Origin of the sequence: Aerolutibacter ruishenii (genome assembly GCF_007830115.1) — a bacterium.
GTDB lineage: Bacteria > Pseudomonadota > Gammaproteobacteria > Xanthomonadales > Xanthomonadaceae > Aerolutibacter > Aerolutibacter ruishenii.
This window is the reverse complement of sequence record NZ_VLKP01000001.1, coordinates 353,203-371,384: the sequence shown is the minus strand read 5'-3', so window position 1 is coordinate 371,384 and position 18,182 is coordinate 353,203. Positions and strand designations below refer to the sequence as shown.

Here is an 18,182-nt window from a genome sequence, read left to right as displayed (position 1 = left end):
CCCCTGCCGATATGCACTCCAGCGCGGACCAGGGGCGTTGCTAGCATCCTCCGCCCGCCAAGGCCGCAGGGCCATCGGCAAGATTGAGGAAAGGAAAAGGAATGGATACGAAACCAGTAATCAGCTGCGTACTCGGCGTCGTCGCCCTGTTCGCCGGGCATGCCGCAGCCGCAGAAGCGACGTTCCTGCCGGGGCTGTACGAGTTCAAGGTGAGCTATCCCGACGAGGGCCCCGAGGTTGAGACGTCACGCGAATGCCTGACGGCAGCGGAGGCCAAGCAGGAATCGCTCGAGCAGCAACTGGCCGAGACCGTCAGCGATTCGAACTGCCGCTTCACCCAGCGCACCATCGGCGGCGGCCGGTTTGCCATTGCAGGCACATGCAACAACGGCGGGGTACGCTCAACCCTCAAGCAATCCGGTACCTACTCGCCGACGGCGATGGCGATGAACATGACCATGAGCATGGTGCCCGCGCCGGGTACTAAGCCTGTGGACGTACGCATGGTGATGTCGAGCAAGCGGATCGCCGCGGCCTGCCCGGCGGGCACCGACAAAAAGTGAGGGTTGCTCCGCCTCGGTGCCCTCGGAACGCTCAACCCTTGGCCAGCCCCAGCTGTTCGCTGACCGGATCGGCGTAGTTGGGCCCCACCGGCACCGAGGCCCCATCGCGCAGGGTGAGCACCATGCCGCCGTTGCCCTGACGCTGCACGGCGGTCACCAGGCCGAGCCTGACGAACGCCGAGCGGTGCACGCGCACCAGTCCAGCCGGATCAAGCTGGCGCTGCAGCGCGCTCATCGTGACGCGGTGGATGTAGCTACGCGTGGCGGTGTGCAGCATCACGTAATCGCGCGCTGCTTCGATCCAGTCGATGCTGTCCACCGGCACGCGCTGTGAGCCGTTGCGCACCTGTACCCAGATAGCCTGCTCGTACTGCCCCGCGGCTTCGACCTCGGCAGGCTTGGCGGCGGCGATGTCCTGCAGGGCGCGACGCCGCCGGGCGCGTTCCACGGCCTGGCGCAGCCGGTCGAAGCGCACCGGCTTGAGCAGGTAGTCGGTGGCGTCCACCTCGAAGGCGTCCGGCGCGAACTGCTCGAAGGCGGTGACGAAGACGATCTCCGGGCGCGGGCCGGTGGCCAGGTCGGCGGCCACGGCCAGCCCGCACTTTTCCGGCATCTGGATGTCGAGCAGCACCAGGTCTGGCTGCAGGGTGGCGATCTTCTCGCTGGCCTCCTGCCCGTCGCGTGCGGTGCCCACCACCTCCACGTCGGGCAGCTGCTGCAGCAGCGCCAACAGCCGGTCGAGCGCCAGCGGTTCGTCATCCACCAGCAGCACGCGCAGCCGGCTCATGGAGCCTCCAGCGTGATGGCATGGGCTTGTGCGAGCGGCAGGCGCAGCGTCGCGCGATAGCCGCGGAGGAGGGGCGCTGCGTGCAATGTGCCACGCTCGCCGTGCAGCACCGCCAGGCGCTGGCGGACGTTGGCCAAGCCCACGCCGGTACCGCCGCGCACGCCGGCGGCCTTGATGGGGGCGCCGTCGTCCTCGACGAAGATCGCCAGGTCGTCGCCCTCGCGTGCCACGGCAATGTGCAGGGTCACGGTGTCGCGCGTCGGCGCCACCGCGTACTTCACCGCGTTCTCCGCCAGCGGTTGCAGGATGAAGCTCGGCACCTGCGCGTCCTCCAGTTCGGGTGGGCAGTCCAGCACCACCCGCAGCCGCTCGCCAAAGCGCACGGTCTCGATGTCCAGGTACGTCTCGATGGTGGCCAGCTCCTGCGCCACGCTCACGGTGCTGGCCGGGTCGGTGACCAGCGTGGTTCGCAGGAACGCGGACAGCTTGGAGAGCAGTGCCTCGGCCTGCTCGTTGCGCCCGGTCACCACCAGCGACGAGGCCGCGTTGAGCGCGTTGAAGAGCAGGTGCGGGTTGAGCTGGTAGCGCAGCGCCGCGAGCCGTGCCGCGCTGGCGGCGGCTTCGGCCCTGGCTGCCAGCGCGCGTGCCTCGATCTCGGCTGCGCGCGCATCGGCCAGTTCGCGCTCGCGTTCGCGCACCGTGCGGTTGGCCTGGATGATCACGAGGATGGCGGCGATCAACCCGTACAGCCAGACGAAGCCGATGACGTTGTTGAGCGAACGGCCCAGCGTGGCGAACGGGTCGTCGCGCGCCCCCAGCCGCAGCCACCACGTGGCGAGGAAATCCGCGACGCCGAGCAGCGCGGCGGCGGCCAGCACGGCTGCGACCATGGCGATCATCTTGGTGGCCAGCGGGCATTGCCGCGCGCGTACGGCCGTCAGGTGCACCAGCGAGGTGAGGGCGATCCCGACCAGGTACAGCACGCCCACATGCTCGAGGAAGGCAGGTGGCAATTCGCCTGCGCTGAAGTAGGTGGGCAGCACGAACAGGACGCACGACAATGTCCAGACGCTGATGGCCAGCCAGGCCGCCTGCCGTGTGTCCGCGCTCAACCGTGCCATCAGGCCCCCCTGCTGCAATGGACCCACCTTAGCGAAATGGCGCTGTGGACGCGCGGATTTCGTCGCGCCATTCCCGGTTTTTGTCGATGCATCCGGTACCGGTCGACAGGCCGCGTGCTCTGGTCGAGTTCTGCTCGCCCGGCGCCAGGTGCACGCCTAGCATCCCCTCCATCGACGCGCCATGCGGCCCGCCGGGCCACCCGAGGAGACGAACCATGATGCCGAGCGTGCAGTGCCACCACGAGAACGCCATCGGGCCCCGCCCGATGAACGAGGCGGCGTTGATCAGCGCCCTGCTGGGCTTCGCCGCGCTGTTCACCGCGCATGCCGCGGCTGCGGAAGTGACGTTCCTGCCTGGTCTGTACGAGACCCAGGTGCGTTACCCGGAGGACGGCCCCGGCACCGAGACCTCACGCGAATGCGTGACGCCGGCCGAGGCGAAGCAGGAGTCGCTGGAGCGTCGTCTGGCCGAGATCATGGACGATGCGAACTGCCGCTTCACCCAGCGCAGCATCGGCGGCGGACGGTTTGCGATTGCCGGTACGTGCAACAACGACGGCATCCGCTCCAGCCTCAAGCAGAGCGGCAACTATTCGCCAACGGCGATGACGATGGACATGCGCATGAGCATGGTGGTCGCGCCCGGTGCCGGGCCGGTCGGTACGCACATGGTGCTGTCCAGTCGCCGGATCGCGGCCGCATGTCCGGCCGGCAGCGACAAGGACTGAGCGGGTCGCCGCAACGGCGTCGCCCGCGACGCATACGCCATCCATTGCCATCCATTGCCCGAGGAGGGCTCGACCATGCGCAACTGCATCCGCGGTATGGTGTTGGCCATATCGTTTCCGCTCGTCGCATGCCACCAGGTGGACCTGGCGCGGCTGTACCTGGCCAACAACGGTACCCAGGCCACGGTGACGCAGCCATTGCCGCTGACCCTGCCTTACAAGGACGTCGACGGCTGGGTGCTGCTGCCGGCACGCGTGAACGGCCATGCGCCGGTGGATTTCGTGCTCGATACAGGCGCCTCGGTGGTGGCGTTGCTGGCAGACCGGCGTACGGCGCACCTCGGGCTGGACATGCGCGAGGTGCGCCGCTTGGGCGCCGCCGACAACCTCGCCGCGCCGATCGGTGCGCGGCAGGATGGACTGTCCATCGATTTTGGCGGCGTCACGCTCACCGACCAGGCCGCGCTCGCCATCCCCGCCGAGACCATGGACTGCAAGGGCCAACGTCAGCCAGTGCCGTTCAACGGCGTGATCGGCCACGACCTGTTCCGCCGCTTCACCGTCGAGGTCAACCGTGACCGCGGCACGGTGACGCTGCACGACCCGGCGACCTACCGCTACACGGGCAGCGGCCGGGTGGTGCCGGCGCGGATCGAAGGCCGCCAGCCCTTCGTCGATGCGCAGGTGGCGCCACCAGGCGAAGCCGCCTACGCCGCGCGCCTGCACGTGGACAGTGGCGCCGGCATCGACATGACGCTGTTCCCGGGCAGCACTCCGGCGGTGAAGGCGCCGGTCGGTGGACGTGTGCGCGAGGCCTGCTTCGTCGGTGGACTGGCGCGCTACACGGTGGGGGTGCCGGTGCAGGTGGCGCTGGCCGGCGCCGCCACGACCACGCCAGTGGAATACGCCATGGGGCGGGAGGTGATCGCCAGTGGCCAGAATGGCCGTCTGGGGGCCCGTTTCCTGTCGCGCTTCAACGTTGTTTTCGACTATGCGCGCGGGCGGCTCATCCTGGAGCACCGGATACCCGGGCCCTAGGCTTGCCCGGCAGCCGGAAGCCGGTGGCACGCGGTACTGGGATGATGGGGGCGGCCGACTCAGTGTCACCCGGGGTGAACATGGCCGGGCGTAGCCTGCCCACTGGTCATCTACCGAGGAACGGGCATGAATCCGCTGACCGCCGCGCTGGAACCGGCCTTCGCGCAACTCGCGCCACGGCTTCTGGAGATCTACCAGGACCTGCACCAGCACCCGGAACTGTCGATGCAGGAGCACCGCACCGCCGGCATCGCCGCCGACTACCTCGACAAGCTGGGCTACTCGGTCACCCGCGGCGTCGGCGTCACCGGCGTGGTCGGCCTGCTGCGCAACGGCGACGGGCCCACGGTGATGCTGCGCGCCGACATGGACGCGCTGCCTATGGCCGAGGACACCGGCCTGCCGTATGCCAGTACCGTCACCGCCACCGATGCCGACGGGCAGACCGTGAGCGTGGCGCACTCCTGCGGCCATGACCTGCATGTGACGTGGGGGCTCGGCGCGGCGCAGGTGCTGGCGAACGCCCGCAACGCGTGGCGCGGCACCGTGATGATCGTGTTCCAGCCCGGCGAGGAAACCGCGGAGGGCGCCAGCGCGATGGTCGGCGACTGGGAGCGCACCGGCCTGCCGAAGGCCGACGTGGTGCTGGGCCAGCACGTGATGGTGGGCGCGGCCGGCACGGTCAGCTACCGGCCGGGGGTGATCCTGTCGGCGGCCGACAGCCTGAAGGTGAAGCTGTTCGGGCGCGGCTCGCACGGCTCGCAGCCGCAGACCTCGATCGACCCGGTGGTGATGGCCGCCGCCACGGTCATGCGCCTGCAGACGATTGTTTCCCGCGAGGTCGCGCCGCTGGACAGCGCGGTGCTGACCATCGGCTCGCTGCAGGCCGGCACCAAGGAAAACATCATCCCCGACGACGCCACCATCAAGCTCAACATGCGCACCTACGACGAGGGCGTGCGCACGCACATGCTGCAGGCGGTGAAGCGCATCTGCTGCGCCGAGTGCGACGCGTCCAACGCGCCGCGCCCGCCGGAGTTCACCACGCTCAGCAGCTACCCGATGACCGACAACGACCGCGACGCCACCGCGCGGGTGGCCGAAGCGTTCCACGCGCAGTTCGGCGACAACGCGCTCGAGAGCAAGCCGATGGCGGCCAGCGAGGACTTCAGCGTGTTCGGCCGCACCTGGGGCGTGCCGTACGTGTTCTGGTTCGTGGGCGGCACCGATCCGCAGGTGCACGCCAAGGCCAAGGCCGAGGGCACGCTCAACACGCTGCCGAGCAACCACTCGCCGCGCTTCGCGCCGGTGCTGGAGCCGACGTTGAAGGTGGGACTGCAGGCGATGCTCAGCGCCGCGTCGGCGTGGTTGTGCGCACCGGTGGCCGATGCACGTGGCGGTGCTGCATGAACGCGACGGCCAACCCCGCGAAAACCAGCGCCGGCTTCCAGGGCAACGACCGCCTGCTGTTCGGCATGATCCTGGGCGTGGTCACCTTCTGGCTGTTCGCGCAGACCACGCTCAACATCGCCCCGGACATGCAGCGCGATCTGGGCATCAGCGCGGGCACGATGAACAACGCGGTGGCGATGGCCGCGTTGTTCTCCGGCATCTTCGTCGTGGTGATGGGTGGCCTCGCCGATCGCCTGGGCCGCATGCGCATCCTGCGGCTGGGCTTCGTGCTCGGCATCGTCGGCTCGCTGCTGGTGGGGCTGGCGCCGGCCGGTGGTGCGGGCACGGCGATGCTGCTGGTGGGGCGAGCTATCCAGGGCCTGTCGGCGGCCTGCATCATGCCGTCCAGCCTGGCGCTGGTGAAGGCGTACTGGGATGGCCCCGCGCGCCAGCGCGCGGTGAGCCTGTGGTCGATCGGCTCGTGGGGCGGTTCGGGCTTGGCGGCGCTGTTCGGCGGCTACATGGCGCAGTCGCTGGGCTGGCGCTGGATCTTCTTCATCTCGGTGGCGGTGTCGCTGCTCGGCCTCTGGCTGGTGCGTGGCACGCCGGAGAGCAAGGCGGCGGCGGTGGAGGGCTACCGCTTCGACCTGCCTGGGGTCATCACGTTCATGGCAGCCATGCTGGCGCTGCAGGTGGTGGTGACCCAGGGCAGCACGCTGGGCTGGGGCAGCCCGACGATCATCGGCCTGGCCATCACCTTCGTCGTGGCCGCCATCGCGTTCTTTCGCATCGAGGCGGGCAATGCGCACGCCTTCATCGACTTCCGGCTGTTCCGCAACCCGATGTACACCGGCGCGACCATCTCCAACTTCCTGGTCAACGCCTCGGTCGGCATGCAGCTGGTGTCGCTGCAGCTGGTGCAGATGGGCGGCGGCCTGAGCGCGCAGCAGGCCGGCCTGCTGACCCTGGGTTACGCCATCGCGATCATCGCCTTCATCCGCGTGGGCGAGAAGTTGTTGCAGCGTTTCGGACCGCGCAAGCCGATGGTGTGGGGCTGCCTGATCACCGCCCTGGCCATCGCGCTGCTGATGCCGACCCAGGTGATGCTCGCTACCTATCGCGTGCTGGCGGTCGTCGCCTACACGCTGTTCGGCGTGGGGCTGGCGTTCTACGCCACGCCGTCCACCGACGCGGCGCTGTCGAGCCTGCCGATGGACCAGTCCGGCTCCGGTGCGGGCATCTACAAGATGGCCTCGTCGCTGGGCGCCGCGCTGGGCGTGGCGATCTCCGGTGCGATCTTCACCGCGCTGGGCCCGTCCGGGAGCGGCGTGCAGTGGCTGGAGGGCGTGATCACCTTCCAGGGGCGCAGCGACAACATGGCCATCCGCGAGGCGGCGATGGTCGCGCTGGGCTTCAACCTGCTGATGGTGGTGGGCGCGATCGTCTCGATCCTGCTGACGATTCCGGCGGGCAAGCGGGAGAAATAACGGCGCCGGGCTGATGCATCGCAAGGAGTGCGGCCGAGGCGTGGCCGTCACCTGGCGTGTTCGGCCAGCCAGCCGCTGACCAGCGCCAGCACCGCGTCCGCGCGCTCGCGGTGCGGCACGTGGCCGACGCCAGGCAGCAGGTGCACGCAGGCGGCATCGCCGAGCCGCGCACCGATGCGCTGTGGGTGCGCGGTCGACCCGTATTCGTCTTGGTCGCCATGCAGCACCAGCGCCGGGCAGCGCACCTGGCCCAATGCGTCGTCCAGTTGCCAGTCGGCAAAGTCGTCGGCCAACCAGGTGTCGATCCATGCGTGGAGCACCCATGCGGCCTTGTCGCCGTGGTATCGCGCCAGGCGTTCCAGCTGGCCCGGCGCGGCAAAAGCGGTGCGCGCGGCCAGGATGCCGGTGCGGGTGCGGTCCTCGACGAAGGCCTGCGCCGCCTCGGTGACCAGCGCGCGACAGGCGTCGGGGTGCGCGGCCGCGGTGGCGATGGCCATGCCGCCGCCGACGCTGTGGCCGAAGGCGACGAAACCATCCAGTCCGAGCTGTGCGTGCACCGCACCGAACCCACCGGTGGCTTCGTCATGCACGAAGCCGCGCTCGAGCCGGCCGGGGTGCGGGTCGGACTGGCCGAAGCCGAGGCGGTCGTAGGCGATCAGTTCGCGGCCGGTCACGTCGGCCAGCTGCTGTGGAAATTCCCGCCACAAGGCGACGCAGCCCAGCGAGTCGTGGAACAGCACCAGTGGCGCGCGAGCGCTCGGCGCCGGCAGGGCGGAATGCCAGCGACGGGCGAACAGGCGCCCGTCGGCGGTGTCGATCCAGAGGTCATCGTGAGCGCGGGACATGGCGGTCATCGTGCCGACGCGGCACCGGCCGGGATCGCCCCGTCCACCTTGCCGTTCGTGGTGGTTGCAGCCGCCGCGCTTCCTCCGCGGTTCACCGGGCCAGCGAGGCCGTGTCGATCACGAAGCGGTACTTCACGTCGCTCCTGACCATGCGGTCGTAGGCCTCGTCGATCTGCTGCGCGTTGATCATCTCGATCTCCGACACGATGCCGTGCTTGGCGCAGAAATCCAGCATCTCCTGCGTCTCGGCGATGCCGCCGATCAGCGAGCCGGCGAGCGCCTTGCGGCCGAAGATCAGCGCGGCCACGCTCGGGCTGGGGTGCGGGTGCTCGGGCACGCCGACCAGGCACAGCGTGCCGTCGCGCTTGAGCAGGCGGGTGAATGCATCCAGGTCGTGGCTGGCGGCGACGGTGTTGAGGATGAAATCGAAGCTGCCCGCGTGCGCCTTCATCTCGTCCTTGTTGCGCGACACCACCACTTCGTCCGCGCCCAGGTCGTGCGCGTCCTGGCGCTTGCTTTCGCTGGTGGTGAACGCCACCACGTGCGCGCCCAGCGCATGGGCGAGCTTGATGCCCATGTGGCCCAGCCCGCCGATGCCGACGATGCCGACCTTCTGGCCCGGGCCGACGTTCCAGTGGCGCAGCGGCGACCAGGTGGTGATGCCGGCGCACAGCAGCGGCGCGACCGCGGCCAGCTGGTCGGCAGAGTGGCGGATGCGCAGCACGAACTTCTCGTTGACCACGATGCGCTGCGCGTAACCGCCCAGGGTGTGGCCCGGCGCATCGGGCGTGGCGCTGTTGTAGGTGCCGGTGAAGCCGTTCTCGCAGTACTGCTCCAGGCCTTCGCCGCACGAATCGCAGTGCTGGCAGCTGTCGACCATGCAGCCCACGCCCACGGTGTCGCCCAGCTTGAAGCCGCTGACCGCACTGCCAACCGCGCTCACGTGGCCAACGATCTCGTGGCCCGGCACGCACGGGAATAGGGTGCCGCCCCATTCCGAACGCACGGTGTGCAGGTCGGAGTGGCACACGCCGCAGTAGGCGATGTCGATCTGCACGTCGTGCGCGCCCGGGGCGCGGCGCTGCACATCGAGCGGTTCGAGCGGTTGGTCGGCGGCGAGGGCGCCGTACGCCTTGGTGGTCATGCTGGGCTCCTGTGGGGGTGGGCGCGATGGCCGCCGCCGGGGCGGTGGCCAGACTGGATTATGCGGCCGGCACCGCGCCGCGTGAGCGCCCTGCACGTGCACGGCCATCGCCTGCATGCAGGGAACGATCACGCCCACAAAGAAAAACGGCCCGGGTCGAAGCCCGGGCCGTCCTTCGTGCTGCCGCGTGGCTCAGTTGAGCTGGCAGCTGGCCGGCTTGGTGGACGTGAACAGCGCCGAGCTCGCCCACTCCGGGTGGTCGATGAACGGGTTGCGGTTGCCCTGGAAGCTGTAGATCACCTCGTTGCGCTCGCGCTCGGCGGCGTCGACCGGGTCGGCCTGGTGCCAGGCCAGCAGGGTCGACAGCAGGCCCATGTACGCCGGCGAGGCGGAGGTGATGACGATCTTGCTGCGGTCGTCGGTCAGTTCCAGGTCGGGCTCACCCTGGCCGTTGGTCGGGTGCACGCCGCCTTCGTAGCGGATCGCCATGTACAGCACGGCGCGCGCGATGTCGCCCTTGCGGTGGCCCCACACCTCGAACGAACCGCTGTTGCCGTCCGGTCCCTTCACCCAGTTGGAGTTGCCCGGGTACACGCCGCTGCCGCCGCCGAAGCCGGCGTTGGCTTCGGTCACGCGCTCGCCGCAGCCGCCGGCCAGGGTGCAGCTGGCATACGGCTTGTTGCCGCGGTCCGAGTTGTAGACGGAGTCGGTGAGGTACAGCATGTGGGTGTCGGTGTACGGCGCGTAGGGCAGGCCCTTGTCACCGGTGGCGCTGCCGAAGCCCAGCGAGTTGGGCCAGGTGTGCTCGCGGTTGTAGACGATCCCGGTGCCGGTGCCCGCGCGCTCGCTGCCCTTGAGGTAGCTGCGGTTGCGGTAGGCGTCCAGGATGCGGCCGGCGTTGTTGGGGTCCTCGTCGGCGATCTCGAGGATGTCCCAGGTGTCGGTGGTGCTGGCGCTGTACGGGTAGGCGGTGTGGCCCTTGATGGTCGCGTGCAGCGAGCAGCGCAGCTGGCTGGCGCTGCTGGTGTTGACGCGCGAGTAGTAGCCGGTGCCGCCGCTGCTGGCCACGGTGAAGTTGGCCACCGTGTTCTGCGCCGGCGACGCGCCGCCGGCATCGAACACCTTGCTCTTGTCCACGGTGAAGGCGCACGTTTCACCGCCGGCCAGCGTGGCGCTGGTGGTGATGGTGAAGCTGGTGCCGCTGGCCGGATAGGTCAGGCCGACCGCGCCGCTGATGCTGCACTGCAGGGTGAAGGCGCCGCTGGTCAGGCCCACCGACTCGCTGAAGGTCACCGCCAGGTCGGTCGCCGGGGCGACGCCCGTGGCGCCGTTGGCCGGCGAGGTGGAGACCACGGTCGGCGCCGGGTTGGTCGAGGCGAAGCTCTGACCGTTGTTGCACGCGCCGAAGGTCTGCTTGGCCGAGGCCTTCCAGCTGAAGTTGGCGTAGGTGCTGCCGCTGCCGCCCAGCTGCAGCGAGGTGCCGGCCGCCGTGGAGCCGGTCTCGGACACCGGCAGGTTGGTGCTGGTGCGACCGGCGGCGGGGCCGCTGGAGGCGGTGACGGTGCCTTCGTAGCTGAGGAACTGCACCAGCTGGCCGCTGCCGTTGACCAGCGCGATCGCATCGGGCGCGCCGTTCTGGATGCCGTTGGTGGGGTAGCTGACCGTGGCAATGCGCACCGTGCCACCGCAGGTCACCAGGCTGCCGGTAGGCACCAGGTCGTTGTCGTAGCTGGTCGCGGCCGATGGCGTGGCGCCGTTGTACAGGTAGATGCGGTAGCCGCTGAGGCTTTCGCCGGCGGTGGCGACCACCTCGATCTTCTCGCCGACGTCGCCGGAGCTGGTGGCATCGTCGTAGTGCAGTTCATTGATGAAGACTTCGGCGGATGCGCTCAATGGCGCCGCCGCCAGCGTGAGGGCCAGCAGCCCGCACGCTCCCCGAAGCGGATGGATGGACATGTAAACGATTCCCTGTTGACGAATGAAGGTGCCGACTCTAGCCATCGAATATGACGACTTTGATGCCACGGCGTGACCCGGCGGTCGGGCCGCCGGCCAAGGCTAGACTAAGCGCAGCGGCCCGACAGTGGGTCGCTCGTAACAAGGGGATCGCCACGCCTGCATTACGCCGCTGACGGCGGCGGCACGCACGCCATCAGGCCGGGCGCATCGAGCGGCAGCGGTTTGGTGCTGGTGCGGGCGATCTCCGGTCCGGCCCCGGCCGACAACCCGGTCGCAACGCGGTAGCCGACTCCCGACACTGCCGAGGGCCGCCTCCATGGCCGCCGGCACGCGGCCAAGTGCCGGTACATGGCCGCCGCAGCGGGATCTGCTCGTTCCCTTCATCAGTGAGGGTATCGCCATGCTGCCTGTTGTCGAAGTCCAGTGTCCTTATTGCGGCGAGCGCATCGAACTGCGCGTGGAGAACTGCGCCGAGGAGCAGCGTTACACCGAGGACTGCCCGGTGTGCTGCAAGCCCATGTACGTGGTGGTCGACCTCGACGACGACGGCGAACCGCTGGTGACCGTCGAATCCGAAGCCGGGTCCTGAACCGGAGCCGGGCATGGACGCCGCCATTCGTGAAGGTTGTGTGGTGTTCAGCGATTGCCGCGGCTACTGAACAGGGGCCAAGCTGCCAACGCGTCACGTTTTCAGGGTGGCGCTAGCGCGTGGCCGCGGCTAACAGTGGTGTTGGCAAGCGGGCCGGCGGCGCGTCCAAGAAGTAAAAAGAGCAGGGACGCTGCAGGCCTGTGTTCGGGGGCGGCCCCCGCGCCGCCCCCTGTTTTTCCGCCGCCGGCCGTGATCGCGGCCACCCTAGGCACACCGGCCCGCGTCATACTGTACGGATGCGCGACGCCCCTTCTTCCATCCGCCTGGTCGGCTTCGATGCCGACGACACCCTCTGGCGCAGCCAGGACTACTTCGACGAGGCGCAACTCGAATTCGAGCGACTGGTCGGCCAGTACGTCGACCTGCAGGCGCGCGGTGCGCAGGACCACCTCTATGCCATCGAAACGCGCAACATCGCCGTGTTCGGCTACGGCGTGAAGGGCATGGTGCTGTCGATGATCGAGGCCGCGGTGGAGATCACCGGGCAGCGCATCAGCGCCGCCGACCTGCACCGCATCGTCGCCATGGGCAAGGATCTGCTGCGCCATCCTGTCGAATTGCTGCCCGGCATTCCCGAAGCGGTGGACACCATCGCCGGCGAGTTCGACGTGGTGCTGATCACCAAGGGCGACCTGTTCCACCAGGAGGCCAAGGTGAAGCAATGCGGACTCGCCGACCGCTTCCGTCGCATCGAGATCGTCAGCGAGAAGGACGCGGCCACCTACACCCGGCTGTTCGACGAGTTCGACGTGGCGCCCGCGCAGTTCATGATGATCGGCAACTCGTTGCGTTCGGATATCGCGCCGGTGCTGGCGCTGGGCGGATGGGGCGTGCACATGCCGTACCACACCACCTGGGCGCACGAGACCGAGGCCAGTGTGCCGGCGCGCGATGTCGCGCGCATGCGCCGCGTTGCCTCCGCCGCTGAGCTCCCGGACGCGGTGCGCACGCTGGCGGCGCTCGCCGCCGGGTGAACGCCGCGTATACCGTTTTGCGTGTTCAGCCGCGGCTGGGGCACGGTTAAAAAACCGGTTCACCGCCACTTCTGCATCGTCGGTTCCATGGCCACCCGCCACGGGTTGGCTCGACGAAGGAGAAGTCATCATGACCATGCTTTCCCGCTGGCTTGCCCCTGCATTCCTTGCCGTCGGCGTTTCCGCGTCCGCACGCATGGTTGCCTGTCATCGCGCCAGTGATAGCCTTGCCGCAGGCCGTTGCCGCGAGGGGTTGCATGGGTCGGTTCACGCCAGTATGGATGCTGGGAATGCTGCTGTTGGCACTGCTGTTGCCGGCCGCCGCGGCCAAGGGACCGCAGGCGTGCACGTTGCGCTACACGCTCAGCGGCTGGTCGGCGCTGTACAGCACCGCCAACGGCACCGGCACGGTGACCTGCGATGGCGGTGATAGCCTGACAGTGAAGATCCGCATGCGCGGCGGCGGGTTGAGCTTCGGCCGGCTGCGCACCATCGAGGGCCGTGGCCGCTTTACTGGTGTGTACCGCATCCGTGATGTGCTGGGCAGCTACGTGGCGGTGGACGCGCATGCCGGCGCACATCGCGCGGGCAGCGCCCACGCCATGACCAACGGCCCGGTGAGGTTGCGCATGAAGGGCAAGGGTCGCGGCTGGGACCTCGGTTTCGCGGTCAGCAGGGTCACGCTGAGCCAGTAGCGGCGTTGCCACGCGCTCACCTTGGGCAACGGGCCTTGAACGGCGCGCGGGATGGGGAGCGGTTCTCACCGCGCGTTCATTGGCCGGCGGCCAGTATCCGCCCCAAACCGGACCGGTCTCGGCAGGCGACGATCGGTCCATCCTGCCGGTGCCCGATGCCGGTGACTTTTCCAACTGGAGGAACCCGCTGATGCGTTCATTCAAGCCCATGCTCTTCGTGCTGGCCACCGCAGTGGCTGGATTCACCGGCAGCGCCAACGCGCAGGACTACAGCATCGGCTGGAACCCGCGCAGCGGCGACGTCTGGGTCGATACCTACCTGGGCGATGTCAACCGCTATGGCAGCCGCTACCGCGATCCGTTCGTCAACGAAATGGTGCGCTACTACGGCGCACCGCGTGACCTGGTCGTGGACCTGCTGACCACCCGCAACTGGGCGCCGGGCGACGTGTATTACGCCTGCGCCATCGCCCAGATACTGGGCCGTCCGTGCCGCTACGTGGCCGACTACTGGGACCAGCACCACGGCAAGGGTTGGGGCGTGGTCGCCAAGGAGCTGGGCATCAAGCCCGGTTCGGCCGAGTTCCACCGCCTGAAGAAGGGCTTCGTGCCCACCTATGACCGCTGGGGCCGCCCGATCTCGCTGTCGGAGGACCTGCGCGCCGACTTCCCGGGGCGCGGCAAGGGCCCCAACGGCAGCCATGTGCCGGGTCACAACGGCCAGGGCAAGGTGCCGACGGCCGGTGGCAAGCCGGCCCATGCGGGCGGGCCAGGCAAGACCCAGGGCCAGGCCAAGGGCCCGTCGGCGGGCAAGGCGGGGCAGGGCAATGCGGGCGGCGCGCGCGTCGACGACCGCGGCCCCGGCCAAGGCAACGCGCCCGGCAAGGGCAAGTCGCAAGGCAAGGGCCAGGGCGACGACAAGGGAAAAGGCAACGGCAAAGGTTAAGCTGCATGGGTGAAACCACCCGCGACCACCGCCCTTGTCACGCACCGCGGCGGCTGCCATTGCCGCCGCGTGCAGTTTGAAGTCGATGCCGCGGCCGTGTTGCCGGTGCTGGACTGCAACTGCTCCATCTGCCGCATGACCGGCTTCCTGCACCTGATCGTGCCCGCCGCGCGCTTCCGCCTGTTGCAGGGGGGCGACGCGCTGGCCGACTACACCTTCAACACCGGCGCCGCGCATCACCTGTTCTGTCGCCATTGCGGCATCAAGAGCTTCTACGTGCCGCGCAGCCACCCGGACGGCTACAGCGTCAACGCGCGCTGCCTGGAGGCGGGCACCGTCGAGGGCATGGACATCACCCCGTTCGACGATGCCAACCGCGAGGCCGAGACCGCCGCGCTCGCGCACCTGACCCACGTGGACGGGGCGGACGGCACCACCTGACGACCGAACGTCGGGGCCTCCCGGCCCGCATTGGCGCCAGCCCGTACAATGGCGCCCCCATGACCGCCTTGCCCGCCATCGATCCCGCGCAACTGCGTCTGTCCGTCGCCCCGATGATGGATTGGACCGATTCGCACTGCCGTGTCTTCCACCGTCTGCTCGCGCCACATGCGCGGTTGTACAGCGAAATGGTGCACGCCAACGCGGTCATCCACGGCGACCGCGCGCGCCTGCTGGCGATGGACCCGGTGGAGCACCCGGTCGCGTTGCAGTTGGGCGGCAGCGAGCCAAACCTGCTGGCACAGGCCGCGCGCATCGGTGCCGAGGCCGGCTTCGACGAGATCAACCTCAACTGCGGCTGCCCCTCCGACCGCGTGCAGGCCGGGCGTTTCGGCGCCTGCCTGATGCGCGAGCCGGAACTGGTGGCCGAGTCGGTGGCGGCGATGGTCGACGCCTGCGCCACGCTGGACCGGCATGTGCCGGTGACGGTGAAATGCCGCCTGGGCGTGGACGACGACCACGACTACGACCGCTTCCGCGCCTTCATCGACCGCATCGCCGACGCCGGCTGCGGCATGTTCATCGTGCACGCACGCAATGCGTGGCTGCAGGGCCTGTCGCCCAAGGAGAACCGCGAAGTGCCGCCGCTGCGCTACGACTGGGCCTACCGGCTCAAGCGCGAGCGCCCCGACCTGCAGATCATCGTCAACGGCGGCATTGCCGATGCCGACGAGGCCACCGCGCACCTGCAGCACACCGACGGCGCGATGCTCGGTCGCGCGGCGTACCACGATCCCTACCTGCTGCACCGGCTGGACATGGCGTGGTTCGGCGGCGAACTGCGCCCCCGCGCTGAACTGCTGCGTGCGCTGCGCCCGTACGTGGAGGCGCAACTGGCGGACGGCGTGTTCCTGAAGCACATCACCCGCCACCTGCTGGGCCTGTTCGCCGGTGAGCGCGGCGGCCGCGCATTCCGCCAGATCCTCAGTGAGGGCGCGCACAAGCCCGGCGCGGACTGGACGCTGGTGGAGCAGGCGATCATGGTCACCGAGTCGTTCGCCGCCGGCGGTCGCGACGAGGGTGCCGCCACGGCGGCCTGAGAGTCGCCTTCCCCCAAGCAAACGCCGACGCACTGGACCCACCATGCTGACCCGCGATCCCGCCGCCTTCCTCGCCTTCGCCCGCGCCACCGCGCCGGATTTCGGTCCCGCCACCGCGCGTGCCGCCTTCCTGGTCGCGCCCGACGGCTTCACCCTGGCCGAGCAGTCCGCGCAGGACAACCGCTACATGGCCGAGGCCGCCGCGTTCGACGCCGCGCGCGCCTCGGCCCAGCACCGCGACCTGCACCGCGCCTTCGCCGGCGTGCTGCCCACGGTGTGCTTCGCCGGCAATCCCGACACCCCCGACGCGCTGTTCCCCAACAACGTGTTCGCCACCGGCCGCCCGGATGCCGCCGTCGACCCGCACGGCGCGCCGCGCTACGTGGTCGGCCGCATGCGCCACGAGGTCCGCCAGCGCGAGGCCAACCGCCCCGACATCCGTGGCTTCTTCGCCACCATGGGCTATGTCGAAGTCGACCTGTCACGCCAGCCACACCCGGCCGAACTGACCGGCGCGCTGGTCATCGATCGTGCCCGCGGCCTCGGCTTTGCCGGCCTGTCCGAACGCTGCGATGCCGAAGGCGCGCGCCTGATGCACGAGGCGCTGGGCCTGCGCGCCACGCTGCTGTTCGACCTGGCCGAAGGCGAGTACCACACCAACGTGGTGCTGGCGGTGCTGGCCGGGCGTGCGGCCGTGGTCTGCCCCAAGGGCTTCGCCGATCCCGCGGTGGCCGACGCCATCGTCGCCCTGTACGCCCCGCACGCGGTGCTGTGCACGCCGGAGGAACACGCGGCCTTCGTCGGCAACTGCATCGCGCTGACCCCGGAGAAGCTGTGGATGAGCGCCAACGCCGGGCGCACACTCACGCCAGCACACCGCGCGCAACTGGCGGCAGCCGGGTTCGAGGTCGGTATCGTGGAAATCGACGCCATCGAAGCCGGCGGCGGCTCGCTGCGCTGCTGCGTGGGCGAGATCTTCTGATCCGGGGGGCTGGCGCTCGCGGCCAACGCAGGTCATCCTGAATGGAGGCTGCCGCGTGAAGGAAAAGTTCAGACCGGATTCACCGCCTCGTTCCAAGAATGGCGTCAACCCGGTCGATCCGGTTCTTCGCGTCACCTGCCCACAGGTTCTGGGAGTGCCATGACCCGCCCCGTCGTCCGCCTTGCCTTGATCGCCCTGTCCGTCGCTGCCCTGGTGGTTGCTGGCGATGCCGTGGCGCAGCGGCGTGACGGGCCGCCCGAGCGCGGGCCGCAGGCGCAGGACCACCGTGGCCCCGAGCGTGGCGACGACCGGCGCCATGACCGCCGCGGCGGCAACGACGCGTTGGCCGAAGCGGTGCGCAGTGTCGAGCGACGTACCGGCGGCCAGGTGCTCAGCGCCGAGCGCGTGCCGTACGATGGCCGCGACGTGAGTCGGGTCAAGGTCGTCGACTCCAGCGGGCGGGTCCGTGTCTACATGGAAGACCCGCCCGGCCGTGGACAGCGGCCGCGTACACGTGGCGACGACGACTGACACCACACAGTAGCGCCTTGGCCGGACCTGGCGCGCAGCACCGGGCCGCCGCAACCGACAGCCGGAAACAGGAGTTCCCATGCGCATTTTGCTGGTCGAAGACGAAGCCCCCCTCCGCGAAACCCTTGCCGCGCGCCTGAAGCGCGAAGGCTTCGCGGTCGATGCGGCCCAGGACGGCGAGGAGGGCCTGTACATGGGCCGCGAGGTGCCGTTCGACCTCGGCATCATCGACCTGGGCCTGCCCAAGATGTCGGGCATGGAACTGATCCAGGCCCTGCGCGCGGAAGGCAAGAAGTTCCCGGTGCTGATCCTCACCGCGCGTTCCAGCTGGCAGGACAAGGTCGAGGGCCTCAAGCAGGGTGCCGACGACTACCTGGTCAAGCCGTTCCACGTCGAGGAACTGCTGGCGCGCATCAACGCGCTGGTCCGCCGCGCCGCCGGCTGGAGCAAGCCGACACTGGAATGCGGCCCGGTGGTGCTCGACCTTGCCGCGCAGACGGTCACCGTCAGCGGCGCCAACGTCGACCTCACCAGCTACGAGTACAAGGTGCTGGAGTACCTGATGATGCACGCCGGCGAGCTGGTCTCGAAGGCAGACCTGACCGAGCACATCTACCAGCAGGATTTCGACCGCGATTCCAACGTACTGGAGGTCTTCATCGGCCGCCTGCGCAAGAAGCTGGATCCGGACGGCGCGATGAAGCCGATCGAGACCGTGCGCGGCCGCGGCTACCGCTTCGCGATCCCGCGGTCGGGTGACTGACGAAGGCGAAGCGCCGCGCCGGACCCGCCGCGACATC

19 protein-coding genes are annotated in these 18,182 nt (G+C 69.2%); 14 read left to right on the top strand and 5 right to left on the bottom strand.

The annotated features are described in order from the left end of the window. Nucleotides 1–101 precede the first annotated feature (101 nt). A complete protein-coding gene (locus IP93_RS01770; protein ID WP_144811337.1) occupies nucleotides 102–563 on the top strand; it encodes a DUF3617 domain-containing protein in 462 nt (153 codons plus the stop codon). 31 nt (nucleotides 564–594) lie between these two features. Here the strand turns inward: IP93_RS01770 and IP93_RS01765 are convergent, their stop codons facing one another. Continuing rightward, nucleotides 595–1,350, bottom strand: coding sequence for a LytR/AlgR family response regulator transcription factor (locus IP93_RS01765; protein ID WP_199747033.1), 756 nt, complete (start codon nucleotides 1,348–1,350; stop codon nucleotides 595–597). After that, nucleotides 1,347–2,471, bottom strand: a complete 1,125-nt coding sequence (locus IP93_RS01760; protein ID WP_144811335.1) for a sensor histidine kinase — start codon at nucleotides 2,469–2,471, stop codon at nucleotides 1,347–1,349. Before IP93_RS01760 ends, IP93_RS01765 begins: the two co-directional genes overlap by 4 nt. Before the next feature lie 215 nt (nucleotides 2,472–2,686). Between IP93_RS01760 and IP93_RS01755 the strand changes: the two genes are divergently transcribed. From IP93_RS01755 to IP93_RS01740, 4 genes are all read left to right on the top strand, one after another. Further along, nucleotides 2,687–3,199, top strand: coding sequence for a DUF3617 domain-containing protein (locus tag IP93_RS01755; RefSeq protein ID WP_158636245.1), 513 nt, complete (start codon nucleotides 2,687–2,689; stop codon nucleotides 3,197–3,199). 75 nt (nucleotides 3,200–3,274) lie between these two features. Beyond that, a complete protein-coding gene (locus IP93_RS01750) occupies nucleotides 3,275–4,237 on the top strand; it encodes an aspartyl protease family protein (RefSeq protein WP_144811332.1) in 963 nt (320 codons plus the stop codon). A gap of 126 nt (nucleotides 4,238–4,363) precedes the next feature. Then, the gene (locus IP93_RS01745; RefSeq protein WP_144811331.1) at nucleotides 4,364–5,647 is read left to right on the top strand and encodes an amidohydrolase; all 1,284 of its coding nucleotides are present in this window, start codon (nucleotides 4,364–4,366) and stop codon (nucleotides 5,645–5,647) included. Continuing rightward, the gene (locus tag IP93_RS01740; RefSeq protein WP_144811329.1) at nucleotides 5,644–7,116 is read left to right on the top strand and encodes an MFS transporter; all 1,473 of its coding nucleotides are present in this window, start codon (nucleotides 5,644–5,646) and stop codon (nucleotides 7,114–7,116) included. The genes IP93_RS01745 and IP93_RS01740 overlap by 4 nt, the downstream gene beginning before the upstream one ends. A gap of 47 nt (nucleotides 7,117–7,163) precedes the next feature. Here IP93_RS01740 and IP93_RS01735 read toward each other — a convergent pair whose 3' ends face one another. The 3 genes from IP93_RS01735 to IP93_RS01725 all read right to left on the bottom strand — a co-directional run bounded on the left by IP93_RS01735 (nucleotide 7,164) and on the right by IP93_RS01725 (nucleotide 11,061). Further along, a complete protein-coding gene (locus tag IP93_RS01735) occupies nucleotides 7,164–7,961 on the bottom strand; it encodes an alpha/beta fold hydrolase (RefSeq protein ID WP_199747031.1) in 798 nt (265 codons plus the stop codon). A gap of 91 nt (nucleotides 7,962–8,052) precedes the next feature. After that, nucleotides 8,053–9,105 (bottom strand): NAD(P)-dependent alcohol dehydrogenase, encoded by a 1,053-nt coding sequence (locus IP93_RS01730; protein ID WP_144811326.1) that lies wholly within the window; start codon nucleotides 9,103–9,105, stop codon nucleotides 8,053–8,055. 192 nt (nucleotides 9,106–9,297) lie between these two features. Beyond that, on the bottom strand, nucleotides 9,298–11,061 hold the full coding sequence (locus IP93_RS01725) for an endonuclease (protein WP_144811324.1): 1,764 nt from the start codon (nucleotides 11,059–11,061) through the stop codon (nucleotides 9,298–9,300). A 403-nt stretch (nucleotides 11,062–11,464) separates the two neighbouring features. Between IP93_RS01725 and IP93_RS01720 the strand changes: the two genes are divergently transcribed. The 9 genes from IP93_RS01720 to IP93_RS01680 all read left to right on the top strand — a co-directional run bounded on the left by IP93_RS01720 (nucleotide 11,465) and on the right by IP93_RS01680 (nucleotide 18,145). Further along, a complete protein-coding gene (locus tag IP93_RS01720) occupies nucleotides 11,465–11,653 on the top strand; it encodes a CPXCG motif-containing cysteine-rich protein (RefSeq protein WP_144811323.1) in 189 nt (62 codons plus the stop codon). A gap of 296 nt (nucleotides 11,654–11,949) precedes the next feature. After that, on the top strand, nucleotides 11,950–12,687 hold the full coding sequence (locus tag IP93_RS01715; RefSeq protein WP_144811321.1) for an HAD family hydrolase: 738 nt from the start codon (nucleotides 11,950–11,952) through the stop codon (nucleotides 12,685–12,687). A 290-nt stretch (nucleotides 12,688–12,977) separates the two neighbouring features. Beyond that, nucleotides 12,978–13,382, top strand: coding sequence for a hypothetical protein (locus IP93_RS01710; RefSeq protein WP_242006684.1), 405 nt, complete (start codon nucleotides 12,978–12,980; stop codon nucleotides 13,380–13,382). Nucleotides 13,383–13,572: 190 nt separating this feature from the next. Further along, entirely contained in the window at nucleotides 13,573–14,328 is a 756-nt protein-coding gene (locus IP93_RS01705; protein WP_144811318.1) for a hypothetical protein, read from the top strand. A gap of 9 nt (nucleotides 14,329–14,337) precedes the next feature. Further along, nucleotides 14,338–14,769: a GFA family protein gene (locus IP93_RS01700; RefSeq protein WP_144811316.1), complete on the top strand. Its 432-nt coding sequence runs from the start codon at nucleotides 14,338–14,340 to the stop codon at nucleotides 14,767–14,769. 59 nt (nucleotides 14,770–14,828) lie between these two features. Then, entirely contained in the window at nucleotides 14,829–15,869 is a 1,041-nt protein-coding gene (dusA, locus tag IP93_RS01695) for a tRNA dihydrouridine(20/20a) synthase DusA (RefSeq protein ID WP_144811314.1), read from the top strand. Nucleotides 15,870–15,912: 43 nt separating this feature from the next. Beyond that, on the top strand, nucleotides 15,913–16,851 hold the full coding sequence (locus IP93_RS01690; RefSeq protein WP_144811312.1) for an arginine deiminase-related protein: 939 nt from the start codon (nucleotides 15,913–15,915) through the stop codon (nucleotides 16,849–16,851). A 159-nt stretch (nucleotides 16,852–17,010) separates the two neighbouring features. Further along, nucleotides 17,011–17,382, top strand: coding sequence for a PepSY domain-containing protein (locus IP93_RS01685; protein ID WP_144811311.1), 372 nt, complete (start codon nucleotides 17,011–17,013; stop codon nucleotides 17,380–17,382). Nucleotides 17,383–17,461: 79 nt separating this feature from the next. Beyond that, nucleotides 17,462–18,145 carry a response regulator transcription factor gene (locus tag IP93_RS01680; RefSeq protein ID WP_144811309.1) on the top strand — a complete coding sequence of 228 codons (684 nt, stop codon included), beginning with the start codon at nucleotides 17,462–17,464 and terminating at the stop codon, nucleotides 18,143–18,145. Nucleotides 18,146–18,182 lie beyond the last annotated feature (37 nt).